The following is a 22,591-nucleotide window of genomic DNA, read 5'->3' as shown; positions in this document are numbered from 1 at the left end:
ACAGGAAAAAATCCAAACTCGTCGACACCGCACGCCGCGCCACATACCCAATACCCAACACAAAAACGAAATACAACGCCAACAACCCATAATCCACAGCATTGGCATCGAGAAGCTGACCCTGGGCTAGCCGCACCGCCACCCCACCTCCAGATCCAACAAATTCCAACGACAACCACCACACTTGCGACAGCAGCCGGACAGTACCGCACAGCCAGACGGACCACAGCGGGCCGATACCATTTCGTTGGATCCAGATGCTGGATCGATCAGGCGAGTTCCGCGACCCGAGGCCACCAGACCGGGCCACCGAGGCGACTTCCCCTGCGGCACGCAGGGCCATGCGAGTGATATGCGGAAATCCACTCCAACGCAACGGACCGTGACGGTATCGTCACTGATGGCACATGCGCAGCCACTGGGGAGGAGCTGTGAACGCCCGGATAGATCTGGCGATCATCGCCGAACTCGCGGAAAGTTCGAACGATCAGACCACGCGCGAAACCACGCACAGACGGCAGTACGGATTTCTGCGGCATCTCGCCTGGCTGCTGACACCGGGAGCCACCGGACGGCTGCGGCCGTGCGGCTGCGACGGCAAATCCGACCGCGGCTGATGCGAACCCGTTAAGCACCAACACCTTTCAGCAGCGTGTCGACGACACACGCGGCCATTTCGTCGGTGTCCGCACCGGCCATGCCCTCTTCGGCGGCTTCGTGGATCAGGGCGTAGTAAACCCGCCGCACCCACTCCAAGTCGACGTCCTCGCGCAGCACACCGGCATCCCTGGCGCGGCGGATCAGGCCAATGCAGGCCTGCCGCACCTCGTCGTGGATGCGCTCGACGTCTCCGGTGACTGCCCGGCTCATCGCGAACCCCCAACTGACCTTCACCCGCAGCACGTTCGCGGTCACCTGGTGCAGTGCGATCAACGGCGGAGCGGTGGCCGGCCTGGCGGCCTCGACCGCGTCGCGGAACTGCTCAGCCGCCCAGGCGATCATCGCCTCCACCAGCGCCTCGCGGCTGGCGAAGCGCCGGTGCACCGTCGTGCGGGCGACTCCCGCCGCCTTGGCGATCTGCTCCATCGACGCCGCCGGGTGTTCGCGGAGCACGCGCTCAGCGGCCTCCAGGATCGCCGCCGCGGTCCGTTCGGAGTCCGCACGCATAGCTCGTGTCACAAGCCACCTCCCGGGTCGACGCAAGACTACAGCGCAGTCCCATCTTCAAAGTTAGTTGCGTCATTCATGTTGCATCTATATCGTCTGCCGCATCAGCGAAGACGCAACAGGGGAGTCGTGCAGTGGATCTGCAATTGACCGGAAAAACCGCTCTCGTGACCGGGGCAAGCCGGGGCATCGGGTTGGCGATCACCTCGGCACTGGCAGCCGAAGGCGTGCGGGTGGTCGCAGCAGCACGCACCATCACACCGGAACTCAAGGCGACCGGCGCGATCGGCATCGCCACCGATCTGTCCACTCCGGACGGACCGGCCACCCTCGTCGAACAGGCCCTCGCCGCCGCAGGCGAACTCGACCTGCTCGTCAACAACGTCGGCGGCGGCGACGGTGGACTCGTCGGATTCGCCGACCTCACCGAAGAACACTGGCAGCGCAGCTTCGAACTGAACTTCTTCAGCGCGGTCCGCACCACCCGCGCGGCGCTGCCGAGCCTGCTTCGCCGCCAAGGCGGGATCATCAACATCTCGTCGATCGGTGCCCGAGTCCCGCACTCCGGACCGATGCCCTACACCACCGCCAAAGCCGCCCTCACCGCCTTCGGCAAAGCACTCGCCACCGAAGTCGGGCCGCGAGGCGTGCGGGTCAACACCATCTCCCCCGGCCCGGCGCGCACCGCCATGTGGGAAGCACCAAACGGGCACGGAGCCGCTGTTGCCGAGGCGCGCGGCATTCAGCTCGACGAACTGCTCATCCAAATCCCCACCGAAGTCGGCATGACCACCGGCCGGCTCATCGAACCCGCAGAAGTCGCTGCCCTGGTCGCCTTCCTCGCCTCACCGCACGCGGCAAGCACCGCGGGCACCGACCACCTCATCGACGCCAACGCAATCAAAACCGCCTGACAGATCGAAGCAAGGGAACCTTCCTGTCACCCACCAACCGAGAAACCCCCGGCGTGACCAGAGCAAGGGAACCTTCCTGTCACCACCCGCCCGCAGTCGCGGGCCCCAACGCCAGTCGGAGCAAGGGAACCTTCCTGTCACGCTGCGCGCTGGGCGGCCATGCGTTGACCGCAGCATGGGAACCTTCCTGTCACCGAACGGCCGGAAGGTTCCCATGCGCTCGGCACGGTGCGAACCAACGAAACGACGGACGAGCGCAACCGTCACCGGAGCAACTCACCGGATCACCTGTCGACGGCGAAGCCCAGCACCCGGCACGGCGGTGCGAACGCCGGGATCAGCGGATCAGAACAGCCGGTACTCGTCTGACTCGATGCCGCGCAGCTGGTCGTAGTCCAACACCACGCAGCGGATCCCGCGATCTTCGGCCAGGGTGCGGGCCTGCGGCTTGATCTGCTGCGCGGCGAACACCCCGGCGACCGGCGCTAGCAGCGGATCCCGGTTGAGCAGTTCGAGATAGCGGGTCAGCTGCTCGACACCGTCGATCTCGCCGCGCCGCTTGATCTCGACAGCCACGCTCGCGCCCTGGGAGTCCCGGCACATCAGGTCCACCGGACCGATCGCGGTCGGGAACTCGCGACGCACCAGCGACCAACCGTCGCCGAGGGTCGTGACGTGCTCGGCGAGCAGCTCCTGCAGATGCGCCTCCACACCGTCCTTGACCAGGCCCGGCTCAACTCCCAGCTCGTGCTTGGAGTCGTGCAGCACCTCGTCGACGGTGATCACCAGCTTTTCACCGGCCTTGTTCTGCACCGTCCACACGCCGGGGTCCTCGATCAGCCAGCACGGGGGACTCATCCAGTTCAACGGCTTGTAAGCCCGGTCGTCGGAGTGCACCGATACCGATCCGTCGGCTTTGACCAGCAGCAGGCGCTGTGCCATGGGCAGGTGCGCGGTGAGTCGGCCGACGTAGTCCACCTTGCAGCGGGCAATTACAAGTCGCACCCGGCACAGAGTACGGGCGTCGATCGGGAAGTCGAGCACCCCCGTGGCGCACCGGCCGAGATCACCGGTTCGGACAGGTCGGACCTAGTCCTTCCCACTTGTCGAGATACCGTTACGCTTCGTGTCGTTCGCCCGAACCCTGCTGCGCGTCAAGCCCGCCGAGCAAATCGCCGACGAGGGCTCGCACACCCAACTACGCCGAACCCTAGGCCTGGTGCCGCTGGTGGCGTTGTCGGTCGGTGCGACGCTCGGCACCGGGATCTTCGTGGTGCTCGCCGAAGCGGCACCGGCAGCGGGTCCCGCCGTGGTCGTTTCTTTCGTGCTGGCCGGGGTGGCGGCGCTCTGCTCGGCGCTGTCCTACGCGGAGCTCGCGGGCAGCGTGCCGGTATCCGGTTCGGCCTACTCCTACGCTTACGCCACGCTCGGCGAGCTGGTCGCCTGGATCTGCGGCTGGTGCCTGCTGCTGGAGTACGGGGTGTCGGTGGCCGCTGTCGCGGTCGGTTGGGGCGGCTACCTGAACGAGTTCCTGCAGGGCACCATCGGCGTCACCATTCCGGACGCCTTCGCGGCACCGCCCGGCGACGGCGGGTTGATCAACTTCCCGGCCGCGCTGATCGTGCTGCTGGCCATGGGCGTGCTGCTGCTGGGTGTGCGGGAGAGCGCGCGGGTGACCACGATCGCCACCCTGCTCAAGATCGCGGTGCTGGTGTTCTTCTTCGCCGTGGCGATCACCGCCTTCCGCTCGCAGAACATGGCCCCGTTCGCCCCGGCCGGATTCGCGGGCATCTCGGTGGGCGCCTCCGCGGTGTTCTTCTCGTTCATCGGCTTCGACGCGGCATCCACCGCGGGTGAAGAAGCCCGCAACCCATCGCGTGACATGCCCCGCGCGATCATCCTGTCGCTGGGCATCGTCACCGCCATCTACGTATTGGTCGCTTTCGCCGCGGTCGGCGCGGTCGGCGTCGGCGTGCTCAGCGAATCCGATGCCTCGCTGGCCACCGCGCTGCGCATCGTGACCGGCCAGAGCTGGTCCTCGGTGGTGCTGGCGTTCGGTGCCGTGATCGCCATCGCCTCGGTGGTGCTCACCGTCCTGTACGGGCAGACCCGGATCCTGGTGTCGATGTCCCGCGACGGGCTGATGCCCGGCATGTTGTCCAAGGTGAACCGGCGCGCCGTACCGGCCCGCAACACGCTGGTGGTCGGCATCGTGGTGGCAGTGCTGGCCGCCGTGGTGCCGCTGGACCAACTCGCCGAGGCGACCAGCATCGGCACCTTGGTCGCCTTCGGGCTGGTCAACATCGGTGTCCTGGTGCTGCGCCGCACCCGGCCAGAGCTGCCGCGCAGCTTCCGCACCCCGCTGATGCCGGTGGTGCCGCTGCTCGGCCTGGCCCTGTGCGCGTACCTGATCATCGGGCTCGACGCGATCACCTGGCTGACCTTCGCGATCTGGACCGTCGTCGGCCTCACCGTGTACTTCGGCTACGGCCACCGCAGGTCCAAGCTCAACCGCGTCCGCAGCGCGCCGACGAAGTGACGAAGTGAGGTTCAGCGCAAGCGCAGCCAGGCGGTGGTGTCGGCCGGGAGGGTGCCCGTGCCGAGCGGGGCGCTCGACAGCAGGACTTCACCCCTTGGCAGCGGTTTGGTCGTGGCGCCGGTGTTGACCACGACGAGGACGTCCTCTGCTCGGCGGAAGGCCAGCACGTCTCCGACGTCGTAGTCGTCGTCCCAGCGGAAGGTCTCGTCGCCGCCGAACTCACGGCGAAGTCGCAACGCGGTCCGGTAGAGCCGCAGCATCGAGCCGGGATCACCGCGCTGCGCCTGGACCGCGTACCGGCCCCAGTCGGCCGGTTGCGGCAGCCACGGCGGCGCGCTGCTGAAACCGAAGGACACCCCGGTCCTGGTCCACGGCAGCGGCACCCGGCAACCGTCGCGGCCCTTCTCCTTGTGCTGGGAGCGCACCCACTTCGGATCTTGCAGGACCGCGGCCGGCAGGTCCGCGACCTCCGGCAACCCCAGTTCCTCGCCCTGGTACAGGTATGCGGAGCCGGGCAGCGCCAGCGCGAACAAGATCGCCGCGCGAGCCCGCCGGGTGCCCAGTTCAAGGTCGGTCGGCGGTTCGGTGCCGTTGGAGGCCAACCAGACCTGCAGGTCGACGTCGTCGGGCAGCCCCAGCGCCGACACCTGCCGCACCACGTCGTGGTTGGCCAGCACCCAGGTCGCAGCCGTCCCCACCGAGCGGGCCCCGTTGATCGACTCCGTCACGATCCGCCGGTACTCCGCGGCATTCCAGCGAACCCGCAGGAACTCGAAGTTGAACGCCTGCTGCAGTTCGCCCGGCCGCAGGTAGCGGACCCGCCGCTGGCCGCGCACCCACGCCTCGGCGACCCCGATCAACGGCGGATCGAACTCGCGGAACACCCGGTTCCACTCGCGGTACACGTCGTGCACCTCGGGCCGGTCCAGGAACGGGTGGTCGGGGTTGGCGGCGAAATCGTCCAGCCCGCTGCTGCCTTCCCCGCCGACCACGTCGCGCAGCGGCTCGCGCAGGTCCTTGATCAGAGCCGCGGCCACGTCGATGCGGAAGCCGTCGACACCACGACGCCCCCAGAAGCGCAGGATGTCCAGGAATTCCGCACGCACCTCGGGGTTCGCCCAGTTGAGGTCGGGTTGTTGCGGGGTGAACAGGTGCAGGTACCACTGGCCGTCCGCCACTGCGCTCCAGGCTCGGCCGCCGAAGCGGGATTCCCAGTTGCTGGGCGGCTGTTCACCGGTTGGCCCCTTGCCGTCGCGGAAGATGTAGCGGTCGCGCGCCGGGGACCCGGGTTCGGCGGCCAGTGCCCGCTGGAACCACTCGTGCCGGTCGGAGGTGTGGTTCGGGACGATGTCGATCAGCACTCGGATGCCGTGCTCGTGCGCGGCGGCCACCATTCGGTCGAAATCTCGCAGGGTGCCCAGCGTCGGGTCGATGTCGCGGTGGTCGGTCACGTCGTAGCCACCATCGAGCCAGCACGACCGATAGCACGGGGTCAGCCAGATCGCGTCCACGCCCAGCCACGCCAAGTAATCCATCTTGGACGTTGTTCCGGGGAGATCGCCGATGCCGTCGGCGTTGGTGTCGGCGAAGCTGCGGGGATAGATCTGATAGGTGACCGCGTTTCGCCACCAGGTCTCCGGCACGCGCCCTCCTCTGCTGCTGGATGTTGGTGCGGCGCATCTGACGTGCCTGGTCTTTCGGGGGCATCCCCGCGTTCGTCGAGTGTGCGGGCTTCGGTCGGGATGTCAAACGCGGCGTGGCGGCTGGCTTCGGCACCCGCAGGGCGGGGATTTCGGCAGGGATCGGGCATGTTCACCTGATCAAGCGACCATTAAAAGGATGCAAACGTGTGTTCGAATGCGGGACGATTGTGGCATGACGCCGCTGACCGACACCCAGAACACGACTGCGGAGACGACACCGCAGTCGGCGGTGGCGTCGTGCTCCGATGACGAACTCGTCGGCCGCCTCCGCGATCTCGAACAGACGATGCGGGCGACGATGATGGAGCAACTGCTGGTGATCGCCGAAGCGGAGCACCGGGGCCTGCACGTGGCGAACGGTGCGCGGTCGCTGCCGGCGTGGTTGCGTGGGCTGCTCAACATCGACCACCACGACGCGAAGACCCGAGTGCGGGTGGCCCGCAACGTCGAAAGCCGCAAGACGCCGTCCGGCGCGACCGTGCCCGCCGAACTACCCGAGACGGCCGTCGCCTTGTCCGAGGGCGCGATAGGTGTTGAGCACGCCCGGGTCATCGCCGACAGCATCCACGCGCTGCCCGAGCACGCCCGCTGCGACCAGGTCGCCGTCGAGTCGACGCTGTCCGGGTACGCCCGGCAGATGCCGCCGCGCGAGCTGGCGAAACTCGCCGAGCGAATCCGGTACTCGCTCGACCAAGACGGCGCTCATCGCGATGAACAGGCCCAATACGAGGCACGAGAGCTGTACTTCTGGACCGCGCGTGATGGGATGACGGTCGTCAAGGCCAGGCTGGACCGGGAAAGCGGGGCGAAGTTCGCCGCGCTGCTGGAGCCGTTGGCCGCTCCGTGCCCGGAAGCAGACGGGACGAAGGACCCGCGGAGCGCGGGGCAGCGCAACGCCGATGCGTTCGCCGCGATCCTGGACCTCGCGATCGACGCCGACACCACGCCGCGCGCCGGAGGCTGGCGGCCGCGTCTGAACATCACCATCGACTTCGAGGACCTCAAACGAGGACTGGACTCCATTGGTGGGGGCCGCATGCCCGGCACCCTGCACCACACCGAGCGAGCCATCACGGCCGAAAGCGTGCGTCGCATCGCCTGCGACTGCGAAGTCCTGCCGATGGTGCTCGACGGCGAGGGACTTCCGCTGGATGTGGGCCGCAGCAAGCGCACCGCACCCGCCCACATTCGCGCCGCGCTCCTGCAGCGCGACGGAGTTTGCAGTTTCCCGGGCTGCGACCGGCCGCCCGGAACCCCCGATGCTCACCACATCGTGAGCTGGATCGACGGAGGGCGCACGGATCTCTCGAACATGACGATGCTCTGCCCGCACCACCACCGCACGGTCCACAACCAGCGGTGGGACATCACCATGCGCGACGGGCGACCAGTTTTCATCCCACCGGCCACATTGGACACCAACCGAACACCACGACCAGGTGGACGGGCGCTGCCCATCGAACACCGCGCGATCATTGAGCGGCATTTTCGGCCGTCGCGCGGTCATGCGAACACGCCTGCGGTCTGACCCGGGCCGTGTCCACGATCTGCCCGTTGTCCGGCACCATGGCCGCATGCAGCAGACGAGCAGCCGTGAGGTGTACGCCAACCCTTGGATGATCGTGCGCGAGGACGGTATCCGCCGGGCCGACGGCTCCGAGGGGATCTACGGCGTGGTCGACAAGCCGGATTACGCTCTGGTGATTCCGCTCGACGGCGATCGGCTTCACCTCGTGGAGCAGTTCCGCTACCCGCTGGACCTGCGACGTTGGGAGTTTCCGCAGGGCACCGCGCCCAATCGGCGCGACGTCGAGCCAACCGAACTGGCTGCGCGGGAACTGCGGGAGGAAACCGGGCTGCGGGCTGCGCACCTCGTCGAGATCGGCACCCTCGACGTCGCGCCCGGCATGTCCAGTCAACGCGGCCGGGTGTTCCTGGCAACCGGTCTCACCGCGGGCGAACACGAGCGCGAATTGGAGGAGCAGGACATGCGGACCGCCTGGTTCTCCCGAACCGAGTTCGAGAAGATGATCTCCACGGCGGAGATCACCGATGCCCAGTCGATCGCCGCCTACACCCTGCTGCTCCTGCACGAACGCCGGAACCCGGCCTGATCCGCTACCGGATCACAACCCGACGCCGCCGAGCGTCGTCACATCGATGCGCTCCGGTGGCTTCGCCAGCATCCCGAGCACGCCCTCGATGCTGACGTCCCCACCCGATTTCACGGCTGCGGCCAGCGCGGCGTCGGCGCTGGCCTCGTCCGTCCATGCCTCGGCCACGCGCACCGTATCCGGGTTCTCGCGATCCCGGCTGATGACGTAGAGCTCGCAGCCCGATACGCCCCGCAAGCCTTCGGCGACCTGCAGCATGACGGCTGCGAGGTCGCCGCCCTTGCCCGGCTTCGCGGTGAAGGCCATCAATCGACCGACCTTCTTCGGTGTCGCCATCCGCATCCCTTCGGCGAGTTCGAATCCCCGAGCGAACTCTAGCCGCCGACGCCGGCCGCCCCTCAGGCTTCCTCCAGCACCGACCGCAGGAACGCACGAGTCCGCTCCTGCTCCGGTTCCTCGAACAGCTCATCGGGCGGCTTGTCCTCGATGATCTTGCCGTTGTCGAACATCAGTACCCGGTCCGAGACGTCGCGGGCGAACTTCATCGCATGCGTCACGCACAGCATCGTGATGTCGCTCGTGCTGGCCAGATCGCGCAGCACGTCGAGCACCTCGGCGGCCAACTCCGGATCCAGGGCCGAAGTGATCTCGTCCAGCAACAGCACGTCCGGACTCATCGCCAGGGCACGGGCGATCGCCACGCGCTGCTGCTGGCCACCGGACAGCTGCGTCGGGTAGGCGTCGATCTTGTCGGCCAAGCCCACCGTCTCCAACAGTTCCCGCGCCCGTCGCTCGGCGTCCGCCGGAGACTGGCCGAGCACGTAGATCGGGGCTTCGGTGACGTTGCGCAGCACCCGCATGTTCGGGAACAGGTTGAACTGCTGGAACACCATGCCGATCCGCTTGCGCACCTTCCGCAGGTGCTTCTCGTCGGCCAGCACCAGGCGCTCGCCCCGGCGCACGTGGGTCAGGCATTCGCCGCCGACGTGGATGGTGCCGCCATCAACCCGCTCCAAGGTCATCAGCAGCCGCAGGATCGTCGTTTTGCCCGATCCGCTCGGCCCGATCAGGGTGACCCGCTCGCCTGGCCGGACCGCGAAGTCCAGTTCGTCGAGGACCACGTTGTCGCCGAACCGCTTGATCACTCGGTCGAATCGGATCATGTGTTGGCCGTCCGGCGCGGCCTCAGGTCCCGACACGGCGTTCCAACCTCCGCACCAGCAGCGATGACGGGTAGCTCAGCAGCAGGAAGCAGATCCCCGCCAGCGTCAACGGCTCGATGTAGCGATAAGCGTCCGATCCGGCCTCCTGCGCAGCCCCCACCAAGTCGAGTACCCCGATCGCCAGCAGCAGCGGCGTTTCCTTGAACATCGAGATCGTGTAGTTGCCCAGCGCGGGCAGCACCCGCGGAATGGCCTGCGGGAGGATCACACTCGTCCACACCCTTCGGGCGGGCAGGCTCAGCGCCGTCGCCGCGTCCCACTGGCCGCGCGGCACACCTTCGATCCCGGCCCGGTACACCTCGGCGGTGTAGCAGGCGTAGTGCACGCCGAGGCCGATCACGCCGGTGGTCAGCGAGGAGAACCGCAGGCCGATGTCCGGCAGCACGTTGAACAGGAAGTACAGCTGCACCAACAGCGGCGTGCTGCGGACGAACTCGATGAACAGCCAGGTTGCCCGGCTGATCAGCCGAATCCGCGAACGTCGCAGCAGGGCGAGCACGAGACCGAGCGCGAATGCCACGATCGACCCCAACACCGTGGCCTCGAAGGTCACCACCAGGCCGCCGAGGATGTCGGGGATGATGCGCCCGGTGAACTCCCAGTCCCAGATCATCTACCCCGCCCCGCCTTCGACCCTGCCGAGGGCCTTCGCCGGTTCGACGGGCGCGCGACCGACAGCTGCCGCGGCACGCCGTTCCAGAACGCGCATCAACGCTGTGATCAGCACCGACAGCACCAGGTACAGCGCCAGCATCAACAGGTAGATCAGCGCGGTTTGGCCGGTGAAGTTCGGTTCGAGGACCTCTCGGCCCTGGTAGGCGATGTCGTGCACGAAGATCAGGGACAGCAGCGAACTGCTTTTCAGCAGTTGGATGAACAGGTTGTTCAACGGTGGGATCATTTCCACCACCGCCTGCGGGAGGATCACCCGCCACATCCGCTGCACCGCACTGAAGTTCAGCGCGACCGCGCATTCGTACTGCGCCCTCGGTACCGCCCGCACCGCGCCGCGCACGATCTCGCCGCCGTATGCGCCGTGGTTGAGCCCCAGCACGAGGATGCCCGCCCACAGCGGCAGCAGTTCGAAGCCGACCAGCAGCGGCAACGCGAAGAAGATCCAGAACAGTTGGACCACTTCGGACGTGCCGCGCCAGACCTCGACATAGCTGCGCGCTATGACCCGGACCCACCGCCGAGGCGACAGCATGCCGAGCCCGGCACCGAACGACAGCACGACGCACAGCGCGATGCCGCACGAGGTGGCGATCACCGTGGCGGGCACGCCCTGCAGCAGCACGGAGAGGAAGTGCGAGAAGTTCGCGAACATGTCGCCTCCCGCCGCACCGCGATCAACGACCGGCGCACAGCGCTTCCGTGGTCATTCCGGCCGGTGGCAGGTTGTCCTGGGTGAAGCCGAACGGCTCGGTGATCCGAATCCATTGGCCGTTGTCGTGCAGCCTCGCCAGTTCGGTGTTGAACGCGTCGCGCAGTGCGGTGTCCGCCAACCGGAACACGAACGCGCCCGCCTGCACTGCAGCCTTGCCGTCGATCACCGGGGTGAAACCCTTGGTCACCTCGACCGGTGCGGCTGGGTTCTTCTTCACCACGTCGTTGAGCGAGATGTTGGTCAACGCAGCGCAGTAGGCGCGCTTGTCGGTCACCGCCTGCAGCAGCGCGTTCTGCGTGTCGAAGACCTGCACCTGGGAGTCCGGCACGCCCAGCCGCTGGGCGTAGTTCTTCTCAACCGCGCCACTGAGAACCGCGAGCCCGAGTGCCTTCCGCTTGACGTCCTCGAATGTGGCGATGCCCGCAGGATTGCCCCGGGGCACCAGGAACGCGGTGGCGGCGATGTAGTCCGGGATGGAGAACGCCGCGTTCCGGCAGCGCTCCGGGGTGATGAACATGCCCGCGGCCACCACGCTGAACTTGCCGGCGTTCAGGGCCGGGATCAGCTGGTTGAAGTCGACCTGCGAAGCCTGCACGTCGCCTACGCCCAGGTTCCGGAACACCGCGCGCCCCACCTCCGGCGCCTCACCGGTGACCCTGCCGGACTGGTCGGTGAACCCGTACGGCGCCTCGCCAGCGATGCCGACCTGGATGGTGCCCGAGCTGCGCGCCGCTGCGAGCGGATCGCCACCCCCAGCACCACCACCGCCGGTGCGGGCGCAGCCGGTGAGCACGCCGCCGCCCAGTACGAGCGCGCCTGCGGCGACGCCTGAGCCCTTCAGGAAGTCCCTACGTGTCCACCCCGTGCTCGCCATGACCATCGCCCCTTCAATGCGGGAGCAGGGCCTTTGCTCATCGTCATGGCCATACGTGTGATTCGCATCACTAAGCTAGGGGATGGCGTCGGTCGGATCGGCTCAATCGGTCACTCGTTCGATATCGGCACCGAGGACGCGCAGGTTTTCCACGAAGTTCGGGTAGCCGCGATCGATGTGGAAAACGTCCCAAACCTCCGTCACACCGTCCGCGCAAAGCCCCGCCAGCACCAGACCCACACCGGCCCGGATATCCGTCGCCCACACCGGAGCGCTGGACAGCCGATCCAAACCGCGCACCACCGCGTGGTGCCCGTCGGTGCGAGCATCGGCACCCATCCGCACCAGTTCCTCGATGAACCGGAAGCGGGACTCGAACAGGTTCTCGGTGATCATCGAAGTGCCGTCAGCCACCGCGGACAACGCCAGTGCCATCGGCTGCAGATCGGTCGGGAACCCCGGATACGGCAGCGTCACGAAGTCAACCGCGTGCGGGCGGCCGTGCAACACCACCCGGAAGCTCTCCTCACCAGTGGTCACCTCGGCGCCTGCGCTGCGCAGCTTCTCCAGCACCAGGTTCACGTGCCGGGGGTCGACGCCCCGGACCGTGATGTCACCACGCGTGGCGGCGGCGGCGAATGCCCAGGTCGCGCCGACGATCCGGTCCCCGATCACGCGGTGCTCCACCGCCTTCAGCGACGACACGCCGTGCACCGTCAGCGTCGAGGTGCCAGACCCCTCGATCTTGGCGCCCATCTGCTGCAGCATCACGCAGAGATCGACGATCTCCGGCTCCCGCGCCGCGTTGTCGATCACCGTGGCGCCCTCGGCCAGCACCGCAGCCATCAGGATGTTCTCCGTCGCACCCACGCTCGGGAAGTCCAGCCAGATCTGGGCACCGCGCAGGTTCTCCGCCTCGGCCACCACAGCGCCATGCTCGATATGACTGGTCGCACCGAGCTGCCGAAGGCCGTTCTGGTGCATGTCCAGCGGGCGAGAACCGATCGCGTCGCCGCCCGGCAACGTCACCACCGCGCGACGGCATCGGGCGACCAGCGGACCCAACACGCACACCGACGCGCGAAGCTTGCCCATCGACGGCGAAACCGCCTCGTGGCTGATCGTCGCGGGAGTCGTGATGTGCACCGTGCCGCCATCGATCGACACCTGGCAGCCGAGGCTGCGCAGCACATCGGCCATCAGTGGAACGTCGAGGATCTCCGGGCAGTTGACGATCGTCGTCGTGCCCTCCGCCAGCAACGCCGCCGCCATCAGCTTCAGCACGCTGTTCTTCGCCCCGACCACGTCGACCTCGCCGACGAGGCGCGCTCCGCCGTGTACCCGGAAGTGCTCACTCACGAGCAACGAGGTTACGGCCCAACCCCCGCCGCCATCGGAGCGGGTGCGACGGCGCGAGCATGGGAACCTTCCTGTCACGGCTGGCCGCCACACCGGCGTGGCCGCCTACGCTGGCGGCATGGCAGTCCACCTCACGAAGATCTACACGCGGGCTGGTGATTCGGGCACCACTCGCCTGGCGGACAACTCCCGAGTGCACAAAACCGACCCGCGGCTGGTCGCTTACGCCGATGTGGACGAAACGAACTCGGTGCTGGGCGTCGCGTTGGCCACCGCGCGGCTGGACGACGATGTGATCGGGGTGCTGCGGGCGGTGCAGAACGACCTGTTCGACGTGGGCGCGGACCTGTCCACACCGGTGGTCGAGAACCCGAAGTACCCGCCGCTGCGGGTGACCCAGGCCTACATCGACCGCCTCGAAAGCTGGTGCGACGAGTTCAATTCGCGGCTGGGCAAACTGGACTCGTTCATCCTTCCCGGCGGTACCCCTGGTGGCGCGCTGCTGCACCAGGCCCGGTGTGTGGCTCGACGCGCCGAGCGGTCGGCGTGGGCGTTGCAGGAAGCCGATGACCAGCGCACGTCACCGCTACCCGCCAAGTATCTGAACCGGCTGTCGGATCTGCTCTTCATCCTCGCCCGCGTGGCGAATCCGGATGGCGACGTCCTCTGGAAGCCCGGCGGCAACGCCTAGAGCTCTTTGGCGAAGCACCTGCTCAGCGGGTCGTTGCGATACGCACCGAACTTCTCGATCTCGGTGTATCCAGACGACGTGTAGAGGCCGATCGCCTCCGGTTGGCGCATCCCGGTCTCCAGCACCAAGCGCTTGCGACCGGCCAGCACCGCGGTGGTCTCCAACTCCGCGAGCAGCCGCCGAGCCAATCCCTTGCCGCGCGCTTCGGGAACGATGTACATCCGCTTGAACTCCGCGTCGCCGTCTTGGAACCCGGCTTCGTCGCCGTCGTGGATCCGCCACCCGCCGGAGGCGACCGCGCAGTCGTCGAGGTAGCCCACCAGGAACAGGCCGTTGGGCGGCTGGAACTCGGTGGGATCCACCACCGTTACGTCTTCCTCTCCGTAGCGGACGACGTACTCCTGTTGCAGGGCGTCGATCAACTTCATGGCGTCCGGGTGGTCGTAGCCGACCGTTTCGATGCGCATTCGCGCACCCTACGACTGCGCTAGTCCGATCAACGCATGGTTTTTTCGAACCAGTGCCTGGCGTATTGGTTGTCGTTGTAGGCAGGAACTTCCTGGTAGCCGGACGATTCGTAGAGGGCGCGGGCCTCGTGGAGTTCGGCGGCGGTGTCCAAGCGCACCAGGTGGCAACCGTGCTGTCGTGCTTGGTCTTCCAGCGCCGCGAGCAGTGCCTTACCCGCGCCCCTGCCCCGCAGTTCGGGCGCGATCCACATGCGGCGGATCTCGCCGACGCCGCCTGGCTCGGTACGCAGCGCGCCGCAGCCCAACACCCGCCCGTCCACCCGCACCACCAGGAACACCCCGGCAGGCGGGACGAAGTCGTCCTTGGCGGGTGGAGCGGCGCGACTGACGTCGAATCCAGTTGGGAACCGGCGACCGAGCTCCGCGATGTACTCCCCCAGGGCGTACTGGGCGTCGGGGCTGTCGATCGGCTCGGCTTCGATGGTGAAACTGACTTGCTTCGTCACGCTTCCAGTCTCATCCGCCCACTGATTCACTTCCAGTTACAAAGCCTTAGAGCGCGTAAAGTGGAACTTCATGCTCGATCCGTCGCGTCTGCTCATCCTGCTGGCCCTCCGCGAACAGGGCAGCGTCACCCGCGCCGCCGAGCGGTTGGGGCGAACTCCCCCGGCCGTGTCCCAACAACTGGCTCGGCTGGAGAACGAGGTCGGCGCCCAACTCGTCGAACGGCACGCCCACGGTGTCCGCCTGACACCGCTGGGCGCCCGCCTGGCCGAACGAGCCGAGCGCATCGCCGCAGCGCTGAACGACGCGACCGATGACGCCGCGCGGTTTCGCGACGAGCACCGCAACCGGTTGCGCCTCGGCGCCTTCCCCACCGCTGGGCTCGCCCTGCTCCCGGAAACGTTGGCCGCGCTGCGACACCGGCACCCGGCGGCCGAACTGTCCGTCGTCGACCTCGGCCCCGACGAGGGCATCGGCCGAGTCGCCGCACATCAGCTCGACTTGGCACTGGTCGGCGAATACGACGAACCACTCGACGTGCCACCGGGGGTGCGGCTCGTCCACCTCCTCGACGACCCGATCCACGCCGTACTACCCAATGATCACCTGCTGGCCGAAAAGGTTGCGCTGCGGCTGCGCGACTTCCAGGGCGATGCGTGGGCATGCGCCCCGCGCGATCTGCCGAACCGGCGCCAACTGGAATCCGCCGCCCGCGCCGAGGGGTTCACCCCGAACGTGACCTTCGAGTTCGAGTCCTACGCCGTCGCCGAGACCGTGGTTTCGGCCGGGGTGGCGGTGTCGTTCATCCCACGCCTCGCCCTCACCAACCCGCCCGGAACGCTGCACCGGCCGCTGGCATCCGGACTGCACCGCCGCATCCACGCCGCAGTGCCGATCAGCACCCGGCATGCGCCGCTGACCGACGTCTTCAACCAACTGCTCCAGGACATCTGCGCCGAACTGGGCCGACGGAGGTGAAGCATGGGAACCTTCCTGTCACGAAAATGACAGGAAGGTTCCCTTGCTGTCACGGGCACAAAAAAAGCGGGGTCCGCTGTGGACCCCGCTGGTCGTCAGGATGCCCAGGGCACCGATCGACCTGGTGGAGCGGATTCGAGCCAGGACAGGAAGCCGGTCAACGCGTCGCGGCCCATCGCGAGTTCGAGTTCCGGGCCGGTCAGGTCGAGGACCGTCGACCCGGTGGGCATGGCATAGGCTTCGGCAACCGACGGCTCGCGGCGTTGCGCGATCTCCACATCCCGCCGGTTGATCACCCAGTTCGGCCCGGACCGCAGGCTCAGCACGCGGTACCAGGCGAACTCCTCACCCCGGTAGTGCGCTACACCCAGGTGCCAGCCGCGACCGCTGCCGTCCTTGCTGGCGCGCAACGCCACATCGATGCCCCCGACGCGCAGTTCCCGCAGCCGCCGCCACGCGAGCGCCCCGACGACCAGGGCCGCGACCAGCAGCAGCCCGAACGCCACCACGAACAATACGACCGGGGAACCCATGCGAGGCCCGGATCAGGCCGAGTGGCCAGCTGCTCGCAATCGGCTCAGCGCTCGTGCTCGGGCCTGATCATCAGCGCTCTTGACGTCCTCGCGGGCCTGCGCGACGTCGATCTCGTCGGCGAGCTCCGCGGTCTCGGCGAGCACGCTCACCCCGTCGGAGGTGACTGACAGGAACCCACCGTGCACCGCCGCGGTGACGGTCTCCTTCTCAGTGGTGGTGATCCGCACTACGCCACCCTCGATCAGCTCGCCGAGCAGCGGCTCGTGCCCCGGCAGGATGCCGATCTCTCCCTCGGTGGTTTGCGCGACCACGGCGGTCGCCTCCCCGGACCACAGGCGGCGCTCGACGGCGACCAGCTGGACGGACATGTTGGCCACGCGCGTCTCCTTTGTCGGGTGTGTGCCAGCAGTCTAGCCAATGCCACCAGGGCGATCGTGACTGGCCGGGCTGGGCACCGGTCTTCTCAAAACGGCTTCCGCCACGCTCGCGTCACCGCAGGCTCGCAACTCGCGCCGGAGCACCTGCACCGGACGAGCCTGCCGCGCTTCATCGGCAACGGGGTCGGGGCCCGTCGGACCCCGACCCCGTGCCGATATCGCACCGACCCCTTCAGCGGGGTCCGCCGCTCACTTCTCGGTGAGCTTCTTGTACGCCTGCTCCAGGTCGTCGAGACCACCGATGGACAGGAACGCCTGCTCCGGGTAGTGGTCGAAGTCGCCCTTGCAGAGCTTGTCGAACGCCTCGATGGTCTCCTTCAACGGCACGAAGGAGCCTTCCTGGCCGGTGAACTGCTTGGCGACGAAGAAGTTCTGCGACAGGTAGCGCTCGATGCGCCGCGCCCGCTGCACCGTCACCTTGTCCTCTTCGGACAGTTCGTCCATGCCGAGGATGGCGATGATGTCCTGCAGTTCCTTGTACTTCTGCAGGATCCGCTTGACCTCCTGCGCCACCCGGTAGTGCTCCTCGCCGACGGTGGCCGGGTCGAGGATGGAGGAGCTGGACGACAGCGGGTCCACCGCCGGGTAGATGCCCTTCTGCGAGATCGGCCGGGAGAGCTCGGTCGTCGCGTCCAGGTGGGCGAAGGTCGTCGCCGGGGCAGGGTCGGTGTAGTCGTCCGCGGGCACGTAGATCGCCTGCATCGAGGTGATCGAACGGCCCTGCGTCGAGGTGATCCGCTCCTGCAGCTCACCCATCTCGTCGGCCAGCGTCGGCTGGTAACCCACCGCGGAAGGCATCCGGCCCAGCAGGGTCGACACCTCCTGGCCGGCCTGGGTGAACCGGAAGATGTTGTCGATGAACAGCAGCACGTCCTGGTTCTGCACGTCCCGGAAGTACTCCGCCATCGTCAGCGCGGACAGCGCGACCCGCATACGGGTACCCGGCGGCTCGTCCATCTGGCCGAAGACCAGCGCGGTGTCGGCGAGCACGCCGGACTCCGCCATCTCCACCCAGAGGTCGTTGCCTTCACGGGTGCGTTCCCCGACACCGGCGAACACCGAGGTACCACCGAAGTTCTTGGCGACCCGGCGGATCATCTCCTGGATGAGCACCGTCTTGCCGACCCCGGCACCACCGAACAGACCGATCTTGCCACCCTGCACGTACGGGGTGAGCAGGTCGATCACCTTGATGCCGGTCTCCAGCATCTCGGTCTTGCCTTCGAGCTTGTCGAAGGCCGGTGCCTTGCGGTGGATGGACCAGCGCTCGGCGTCCGAGGCGTAGCCCGGCTCGTCGAGGCAGTACCCGAGGGCGTTGAACACGTGGCCCTTGACCGCGTCGCCGACCGGCACCGAAATACCAGCCCCCGAGTCGGTCACGGCGACACCGCGCACCAGACCCTGGGTGGGCTGCATCGAGATCGTCCGCACGACGCTGTCGCCCAGGTGCTGGGCTACTTCCAGCGTCAGCGTCTTGGCCATGCCCTCGGCGGTGATTTCCGCGGAGAGCGCGTTGAAGAGGTCTGGCACCTGGTCTCGCGGAAACTCGACGTCCACGACCGGGCCGAGGACCCGGACGACGCGGCCAGTGCCCGTAGCAGTGCTAGTGGCAGTAGCGGTCATGTCACTCACTTCCTGCTGACGAGAGCGCCTCGACACCACCGACGATCTCGCTGATTTCTTGGGTGATCTGGGCCTGGCGAGCCTGGTTGGCCTCACGGCTGAGGTTGCGGATCAATTCGTCCGCGTTGTCCGTCGCCGATTTCATCGCCGTCCGGCGGGCCGCGTGCTCGGACGCCGCCGCATCCAGCAGGCCGGCGAACAGGCGGGTCTTGATGTACTTCGGAAGCAGGGCCCGCAGCAGGACCTCCGCGTCCGGTTCGAACTCGTACGTCGACCGCAAGGCCTTCACCGGTTCTTCGGTGTACTCGACCTCTAGCGGCGCGATCCGCCTGACCGTCGGCTTCTGGGTGAGCATGGAGACGAACTCGGTGTGCACCAGGTGCAGCTCATCCACACCCAGAGTACCGTCCGCACCTCCGTCGTCGAGGTAGTCGTCGGCGCCCGCCAGGAACGCCTTGACCAGGGTCTCGCCCACCTCGGCGGCGTCGGCGTAGTCGGGCCGGTCGGTGAAACCGGTCCAGCTCGCCGCGACCGGGCGCTGCCGGAAGCGGTAGTACGCCTCGCCTTTGCGGCCGATGACGTACAGCACCGGCGTCTTGCCCTGCTCGCGCAGCAGCGCTTGCAGTTCGTCGGCCGCCCGCAGCACGTTGGCGTTGTAGGCCCCGGCGAAGCCGCGGTCACTGGTCACGACCAGCACACCAGCCCGCTTCGGGTTGGTGCGCTCGGTCAGCAGCGGGTGGTCCAGCGTGCTCACATCGGCCAGCGCGGTCAGGACGTTGGTGATCTCGGTCGCGTACGGACGGGACGCCTCGACCCTGGCCTGCGCCTTCATGATGCGCGAGGTAGCGATCAGCTCCTGCGCCTTGGTGATCTTCCGGGTCGATTTGACCGACCGGATGCGGTTTCGCAGTTCCCGAAGTTGTGCCATGGCTATCCGGTCACTTCTTCGGGGCGGGTCGGTTGACCTTCACGGTCTCCTGGCCCAACTCGTCGGCCGCCAGCGCCTCGGCCTCCGGCTGCTCGCTCGCGGCGACCGCGGAACCGTCGGCGGTGGTGAACTGCTTCTTGAAGTCCTCCACCGATTCCACGATGAACTTGACGCCGTCGTCGGAGAGCTGCTTGGTCTCGACGATGTCCTTGAGCACCGATTCGTGGGTGCGCCGCAGGTGCGCCAGGAACTCCGATTCGAAGCGCCGCACGTCGCTGACCGGCACCGAGTCGAGGTGACCCTGGGTGCCGAGGAACAGCGAGACGACCTCTTCCTCGACCGGCAGCGGCTCGCCCTGCCCCTGCTTGAGGACCTCCATCAGCCGGGCACCGCGCTCCAGCTGCGCCTTCGACGCGGCATCCAGGTCGGAGGCGAACGCGGAGAACGCCTCCAGCTCCCGGAACTGGGCCAGGTCGATCTTCAGCGAACCGGTGACCTTGCGGATCGCCTTGATCTGCGCGGCACCACCGACGCGGGACACCGAGATGCCGACGTCGATGGCCGGGCGCTGCCCGGAGTTGAACAGGTCGGACTGCAGGAAGCACTGCCCGTCGGTGATGGAGATGACGTTGGTCGGGATGTAGGCCGACACGTCGTTGGCCTTGGTTTCGATGATCGGCAGCCCCGTCATCGAACCGGCGCCCATCTCGTCGGAGAGCTTCGCGCAGCGCTCCAGCAGGCGGGAGTGCAGGTAGAAGACGTCACCCGGGTAGGCCTCGCGGCCCGGCGGGCGACGCAGCAGCAGCGAGATGGCCCGGTAGGCTTCGGCCTGCTTGGTCAGGTCGTCGAAGACGATCAGGACGTGCTTGCCCTGGTACATCCAGTGCTGGCCGATGGCCGAACCGGCGTACGGGGCCAGCCACTTCAGACCCGGCGCGTCGGATGCGGGCGCGGCGACGATGGTGGTGAACTCCATCGCTCCGGCCTGCTCCAGGGACCGCTTCACCCCGGCGATCGTGGAGCCCTTCTGGCCGATCGCCACGTAGATGCAGCGGACCTGCTTTTCCGGGTCGCCGCTGTCCCAGTTGCTCTTCTGGTTGATGATCGTGTCGACCGCGACGGTGGTCTTGCCGGTCTTGCGGTCGCCGATGATCAGCTGCCGCTGGCCGCGCCCGATCGGGGTCATCGAGTCGACGGCCTTGATCCCGGTCTGCAGCGGTTCGCTCACGCCTTGGCGCTGCACGACCGTGGCGGCCTGCAGTTCCAGTGCGCGCTGCTGTTCGGCGACGATGTCGCCGAGACCGTCGATCGGCTCGCCCAGCGGGTTGATCACGCGGCCGAGGAAGTTGTCGCCGACCGGCACCGACATGACGCGGCCGGTCCGCTTTACCTCCTGGCCTTCTTCGATCTTCTCGGATTGACCCAGGATGACCGCACCGATCTCCTGAGCCTCCAGGTTCATCGCGACACCGTAGATGCCGCCGGGGAACTCCAGCAGTTCCTCGGTCATGACCGAAGGCAGACCCTCGACATGGGCGATGCCGTCACCGGTATCGGTGACGACCCCGACCTCTTCGCGGCTGACCTCCGGGGAGTAGCTGGAAACATACTTCTCGATCGCACTGCGGATCTCGTCCGACGAGATCGTCAGCTCCGCCATGTCTCGTTCCTGCCCTCGGTTCGTTCTTGGAAGGGAGTTGGTGTTCGGCGCGTTCTGCCGTGCCTTCGGCTAGTCGGCGAGATCGCGTCGAAGGGACTGCAGGCGTCCCGTGATGCTGCCGTCGATGACCTCGTCGCCAACCCGGATCAGCAGCCCACCCTCGACACCGGGATCGATCTCCAGGTGCAGGGCGATCGGCCGCGAGTAGATCCGCTGCAGGGTGCGCGACAGCCGCTGCTGCTGCTCCTCGCTTAGCGAGATCGCAGAGCGGACGTGCGCCACCGAGCGTTCGCGGCGCTTCGCCGACAGCTCGGCCAGCTCTTCCAGCCCCTCGCTGACCCGCTGACCAGACGGCCGGGCCACCAGCTGGCGGACCAGGTTCAGGGTGACCGGCTCGACCTTGGCTTCGATGAGCTGGTCGACGACGGCGTGCTTGCCCGCCTCGTCGCCGGTCGGGTCCGACAGCAGCCGCTCCAGGTCCACCTGGGAGCCGATGATGCGCCCCAACCGGAACAGCTCGTCCTCGACTGCGTCGAGTCGACCGGCCCGCTCAGCCTGCACCAGCAACGCGATGCGGGCCAGTCGCTCCAGCCCGGCGACCAGGTCCTTCGGACTGGACCAGCGGGCCACAACGGCCTCGACCACGACCGGCAGCGCCCGCGCGCCGAGCCTGTCCGCCAACAGCCCGCGGGCCAGGTTCTCCCTGGACCGCGGGTCGGTGGAGGCGTCGGCGAGCGCCCGCCGCAGCGTGGACTCGCGGCCCAGCAGGGCGGCCACGCCGAACAGCTCGTCGGCGAGCCCGGTGATCTCCGCGGCCTGGGCCCCATCGGTGGCCTGCAGCAACTGCAGCTCGGTGGCTGCCAGCGCTTCACGGCTCGCGGCGTTCACGAGGGTGCTCAACTCTCAGCGCCTTTCACTCGGTTACGTCGTGGCCGATTCGGACGACGCCGGGGCCGCAGTGGCTTCCAGCTCGTCGAGGAACCGGTCGACGGTGCCCCGCCGACGTGCCTCGTCCTCCAGGGACTCGCCGACCACCCGGCTGGCCAGGTCGACCGCGTGGCGGCCGAGCTCCAGCCGCAGTTCGGCGACGATCTGGGCCCGCTGGTGCGCCAGCTGGGACTGGCCCTGGCTGACGATCCGCTCGGACTCGGTCTGCGCCTGAGTGCGCATCTCTTCCAGGATCTGCTGGCCTTCGGCGCGGGCGTCATCGCGGATCCGAGCCGCTTCCGCGCGGGCCTCGGCCAGCTGCGACTTGTACTGCTCCAGGGTTCGCTGGGCCTCGGCCTGCGCGGCCTCGGCCTTGGCGATACCGCCTTCGATCCGCTCGCTGCGCTCCGCGAAGATCTTCTCGAAGCGCGGGACCGCGTACTTCCAGAGCACGAACAGCAGCAGCAGGAACGCGATCAGGCCGACCACGATCTCCGAGGGTTCCGGAACGATCGGGTTGTGCTCGCCTTCCGCCGCCAGCAGCATCTGCGTCTTCACCACA

Annotated in this window: 26 protein-coding genes; 7 read left to right on the top strand and 19 right to left on the bottom strand. The window is 67.5% G+C overall.

The window, feature by feature from the left end; translation table 11 throughout:
• Positions 1-343 (bottom strand): hypothetical protein (locus tag ACTWQN_RS32185; RefSeq protein ID WP_443207394.1); only part of this gene is annotated, 343 nt, incomplete at its 3' end.
• Positions 344-431: 88 nt separating this feature from the next.
• Between ACTWQN_RS32185 and ACTWQN_RS32180 the strand changes: the two genes are divergently transcribed.
• Positions 432-617, top strand: coding sequence for a hypothetical protein (locus ACTWQN_RS32180; protein WP_443207393.1), 186 nt, complete (start codon positions 432-434; stop codon positions 615-617).
• 10 nt (positions 618-627) lie between these two features.
• On the opposite strand, the gene ACTWQN_RS32175 is transcribed toward ACTWQN_RS32180, so the two are convergent.
• Positions 628-1,179, bottom strand: coding sequence for a TetR/AcrR family transcriptional regulator (locus tag ACTWQN_RS32175; RefSeq protein WP_443207392.1), 552 nt, complete (start codon positions 1,177-1,179; stop codon positions 628-630).
• A gap of 122 nt (positions 1,180-1,301) precedes the next feature.
• Here ACTWQN_RS32175 and ACTWQN_RS32170 point away from each other — a divergent pair, with 122 nt between their 5' ends.
• Positions 1,302-2,081: an SDR family NAD(P)-dependent oxidoreductase gene (locus tag ACTWQN_RS32170; RefSeq protein WP_443207391.1), complete on the top strand. Its 780-nt coding sequence runs from the start codon at positions 1,302-1,304 to the stop codon at positions 2,079-2,081.
• A 345-nt stretch (positions 2,082-2,426) separates the two neighbouring features.
• Here ACTWQN_RS32170 and nucS read toward each other — a convergent pair whose 3' ends face one another.
• Positions 2,427-3,086, bottom strand: a complete 660-nt coding sequence (gene nucS / locus ACTWQN_RS32165; protein ID WP_443207390.1) for an endonuclease NucS — start codon at positions 3,084-3,086, stop codon at positions 2,427-2,429.
• A gap of 121 nt (positions 3,087-3,207) precedes the next feature.
• On the opposite strand from nucS, the gene ACTWQN_RS32160 reads away from it, so the two are divergent.
• Positions 3,208-4,620 (top strand): amino acid permease, encoded by a 1,413-nt coding sequence (locus tag ACTWQN_RS32160; protein ID WP_443207389.1) that lies wholly within the window; start codon positions 3,208-3,210, stop codon positions 4,618-4,620.
• Between the two features lie 11 nt (positions 4,621-4,631).
• On the opposite strand, the gene ACTWQN_RS32155 is transcribed toward ACTWQN_RS32160, so the two are convergent.
• The gene (locus ACTWQN_RS32155) at positions 4,632-6,263 is read right to left on the bottom strand and encodes a glycoside hydrolase family 13 protein (protein ID WP_443207388.1); all 1,632 of its coding nucleotides are present in this window, start codon (positions 6,261-6,263) and stop codon (positions 4,632-4,634) included.
• 232 nt (positions 6,264-6,495) lie between these two features.
• On the opposite strand from ACTWQN_RS32155, the gene ACTWQN_RS32150 reads away from it, so the two are divergent.
• Positions 6,496-7,851: an HNH endonuclease signature motif containing protein gene (locus ACTWQN_RS32150; protein WP_443207387.1), complete on the top strand. Its 1,356-nt coding sequence runs from the start codon at positions 6,496-6,498 to the stop codon at positions 7,849-7,851.
• A 46-nt stretch (positions 7,852-7,897) separates the two neighbouring features.
• Positions 7,898-8,437: an NUDIX domain-containing protein gene (locus tag ACTWQN_RS32145; RefSeq protein WP_443207386.1), complete on the top strand. Its 540-nt coding sequence runs from the start codon at positions 7,898-7,900 to the stop codon at positions 8,435-8,437.
• A 12-nt stretch (positions 8,438-8,449) separates the two neighbouring features.
• On the opposite strand, the gene ACTWQN_RS32140 is transcribed toward ACTWQN_RS32145, so the two are convergent.
• The 6 genes from ACTWQN_RS32140 to murA form a co-directional block, all read right to left on the bottom strand.
• Positions 8,450-8,773 carry a putative quinol monooxygenase gene (locus tag ACTWQN_RS32140; protein ID WP_443207385.1) on the bottom strand — a complete coding sequence of 108 codons (324 nt, stop codon included), beginning with the start codon at positions 8,771-8,773 and terminating at the stop codon, positions 8,450-8,452.
• A 62-nt stretch (positions 8,774-8,835) separates the two neighbouring features.
• Positions 8,836-9,600, bottom strand: a complete 765-nt coding sequence (gene ehuA / locus ACTWQN_RS32135) for an ectoine/hydroxyectoine ABC transporter ATP-binding protein EhuA (protein WP_443207397.1) — start codon at positions 9,598-9,600, stop codon at positions 8,836-8,838.
• Positions 9,601-9,622: 22 nt separating this feature from the next.
• Positions 9,623-10,273: an ectoine/hydroxyectoine ABC transporter permease subunit EhuD gene (gene ehuD, locus ACTWQN_RS32130; RefSeq protein WP_443207384.1), complete on the bottom strand. Its 651-nt coding sequence runs from the start codon at positions 10,271-10,273 to the stop codon at positions 9,623-9,625.
• Entirely contained in the window at positions 10,274-10,987 is a 714-nt protein-coding gene (ehuC, locus tag ACTWQN_RS32125; RefSeq protein WP_443207383.1) for an ectoine/hydroxyectoine ABC transporter permease subunit EhuC, read from the bottom strand.
• Positions 10,988-11,009: 22 nt separating this feature from the next.
• Positions 11,010-11,921, bottom strand: coding sequence for an ectoine/hydroxyectoine ABC transporter substrate-binding protein EhuB (gene ehuB, locus ACTWQN_RS32120; protein WP_443207382.1), 912 nt, complete (start codon positions 11,919-11,921; stop codon positions 11,010-11,012).
• Positions 11,922-12,023: 102 nt separating this feature from the next.
• Entirely contained in the window at positions 12,024-13,280 is a 1,257-nt protein-coding gene (murA, locus tag ACTWQN_RS32115) for a UDP-N-acetylglucosamine 1-carboxyvinyltransferase (protein ID WP_443207381.1), read from the bottom strand.
• A gap of 118 nt (positions 13,281-13,398) precedes the next feature.
• Here murA and ACTWQN_RS32110 point away from each other — a divergent pair, with 118 nt between their 5' ends.
• Positions 13,399-13,971, top strand: coding sequence for a cob(I)yrinic acid a,c-diamide adenosyltransferase (locus ACTWQN_RS32110; RefSeq protein WP_443207380.1), 573 nt, complete (start codon positions 13,399-13,401; stop codon positions 13,969-13,971).
• Here the strand turns inward: ACTWQN_RS32110 and ACTWQN_RS32105 are convergent.
• Both ACTWQN_RS32105 and ACTWQN_RS32100 read right to left on the bottom strand, forming a co-directional pair.
• Positions 13,968-14,438, bottom strand: a complete 471-nt coding sequence (locus ACTWQN_RS32105; RefSeq protein WP_443207379.1) for a GNAT family N-acetyltransferase — start codon at positions 14,436-14,438, stop codon at positions 13,968-13,970. The genes ACTWQN_RS32110 and ACTWQN_RS32105 overlap by 4 nt on opposite strands.
• A gap of 29 nt (positions 14,439-14,467) precedes the next feature.
• The gene (locus tag ACTWQN_RS32100) at positions 14,468-14,944 is read right to left on the bottom strand and encodes a GNAT family N-acetyltransferase (protein WP_443207378.1); all 477 of its coding nucleotides are present in this window, start codon (positions 14,942-14,944) and stop codon (positions 14,468-14,470) included.
• A 70-nt stretch (positions 14,945-15,014) separates the two neighbouring features.
• Here ACTWQN_RS32100 and ACTWQN_RS32095 point away from each other — a divergent pair, with 70 nt between their 5' ends.
• The gene (locus ACTWQN_RS32095) at positions 15,015-15,920 is read left to right on the top strand and encodes a LysR family transcriptional regulator (RefSeq protein ID WP_443207377.1); all 906 of its coding nucleotides are present in this window, start codon (positions 15,015-15,017) and stop codon (positions 15,918-15,920) included.
• 95 nt (positions 15,921-16,015) lie between these two features.
• On the opposite strand, the gene ACTWQN_RS32090 is transcribed toward ACTWQN_RS32095, so the two are convergent.
• The 7 genes from ACTWQN_RS32090 to ACTWQN_RS32060 form a co-directional block, all read right to left on the bottom strand.
• The gene (locus ACTWQN_RS32090; RefSeq protein ID WP_443207376.1) at positions 16,016-16,453 is read right to left on the bottom strand and encodes a DUF2550 domain-containing protein; all 438 of its coding nucleotides are present in this window, start codon (positions 16,451-16,453) and stop codon (positions 16,016-16,018) included.
• 12 nt (positions 16,454-16,465) lie between these two features.
• On the bottom strand, positions 16,466-16,831 hold the full coding sequence (locus tag ACTWQN_RS32085) for a F0F1 ATP synthase subunit epsilon (RefSeq protein WP_443207375.1): 366 nt from the start codon (positions 16,829-16,831) through the stop codon (positions 16,466-16,468).
• Positions 16,832-17,080: 249 nt separating this feature from the next.
• Positions 17,081-18,514, bottom strand: a complete 1,434-nt coding sequence (atpD, locus tag ACTWQN_RS32080) for a F0F1 ATP synthase subunit beta (RefSeq protein WP_443207374.1) — start codon at positions 18,512-18,514, stop codon at positions 17,081-17,083.
• Position 18,515: 1 nt separating this feature from the next.
• The gene (locus ACTWQN_RS32075; protein ID WP_443207373.1) at positions 18,516-19,442 is read right to left on the bottom strand and encodes a F0F1 ATP synthase subunit gamma; all 927 of its coding nucleotides are present in this window, start codon (positions 19,440-19,442) and stop codon (positions 18,516-18,518) included.
• Positions 19,443-19,452: 10 nt separating this feature from the next.
• Positions 19,453-21,102 (bottom strand): F0F1 ATP synthase subunit alpha, encoded by a 1,650-nt coding sequence (gene atpA, locus ACTWQN_RS32070; RefSeq protein ID WP_443207372.1) that lies wholly within the window; start codon positions 21,100-21,102, stop codon positions 19,453-19,455.
• Between the two features lie 69 nt (positions 21,103-21,171).
• A complete protein-coding gene (locus tag ACTWQN_RS32065) occupies positions 21,172-22,002 on the bottom strand; it encodes a F0F1 ATP synthase subunit delta (protein ID WP_443207371.1) in 831 nt (276 codons plus the stop codon).
• 21 nt (positions 22,003-22,023) lie between these two features.
• Positions 22,024-22,587: a F0F1 ATP synthase subunit B gene (locus ACTWQN_RS32060; protein WP_443207370.1), complete on the bottom strand. Its 564-nt coding sequence runs from the start codon at positions 22,585-22,587 to the stop codon at positions 22,024-22,026.
• Positions 22,588-22,591: the final 4 nt, after the last annotated feature.

It is taken from the genome of Saccharopolyspora antiqui (genome assembly GCF_052246905.1).
Lineage (GTDB): Bacteria > Actinomycetota > Actinomycetes > Mycobacteriales > Pseudonocardiaceae > Saccharopolyspora.
The sequence above is the reverse complement of the archived record's forward strand: the minus strand, read 5'-3'. Positions and strand labels throughout refer to the sequence as shown.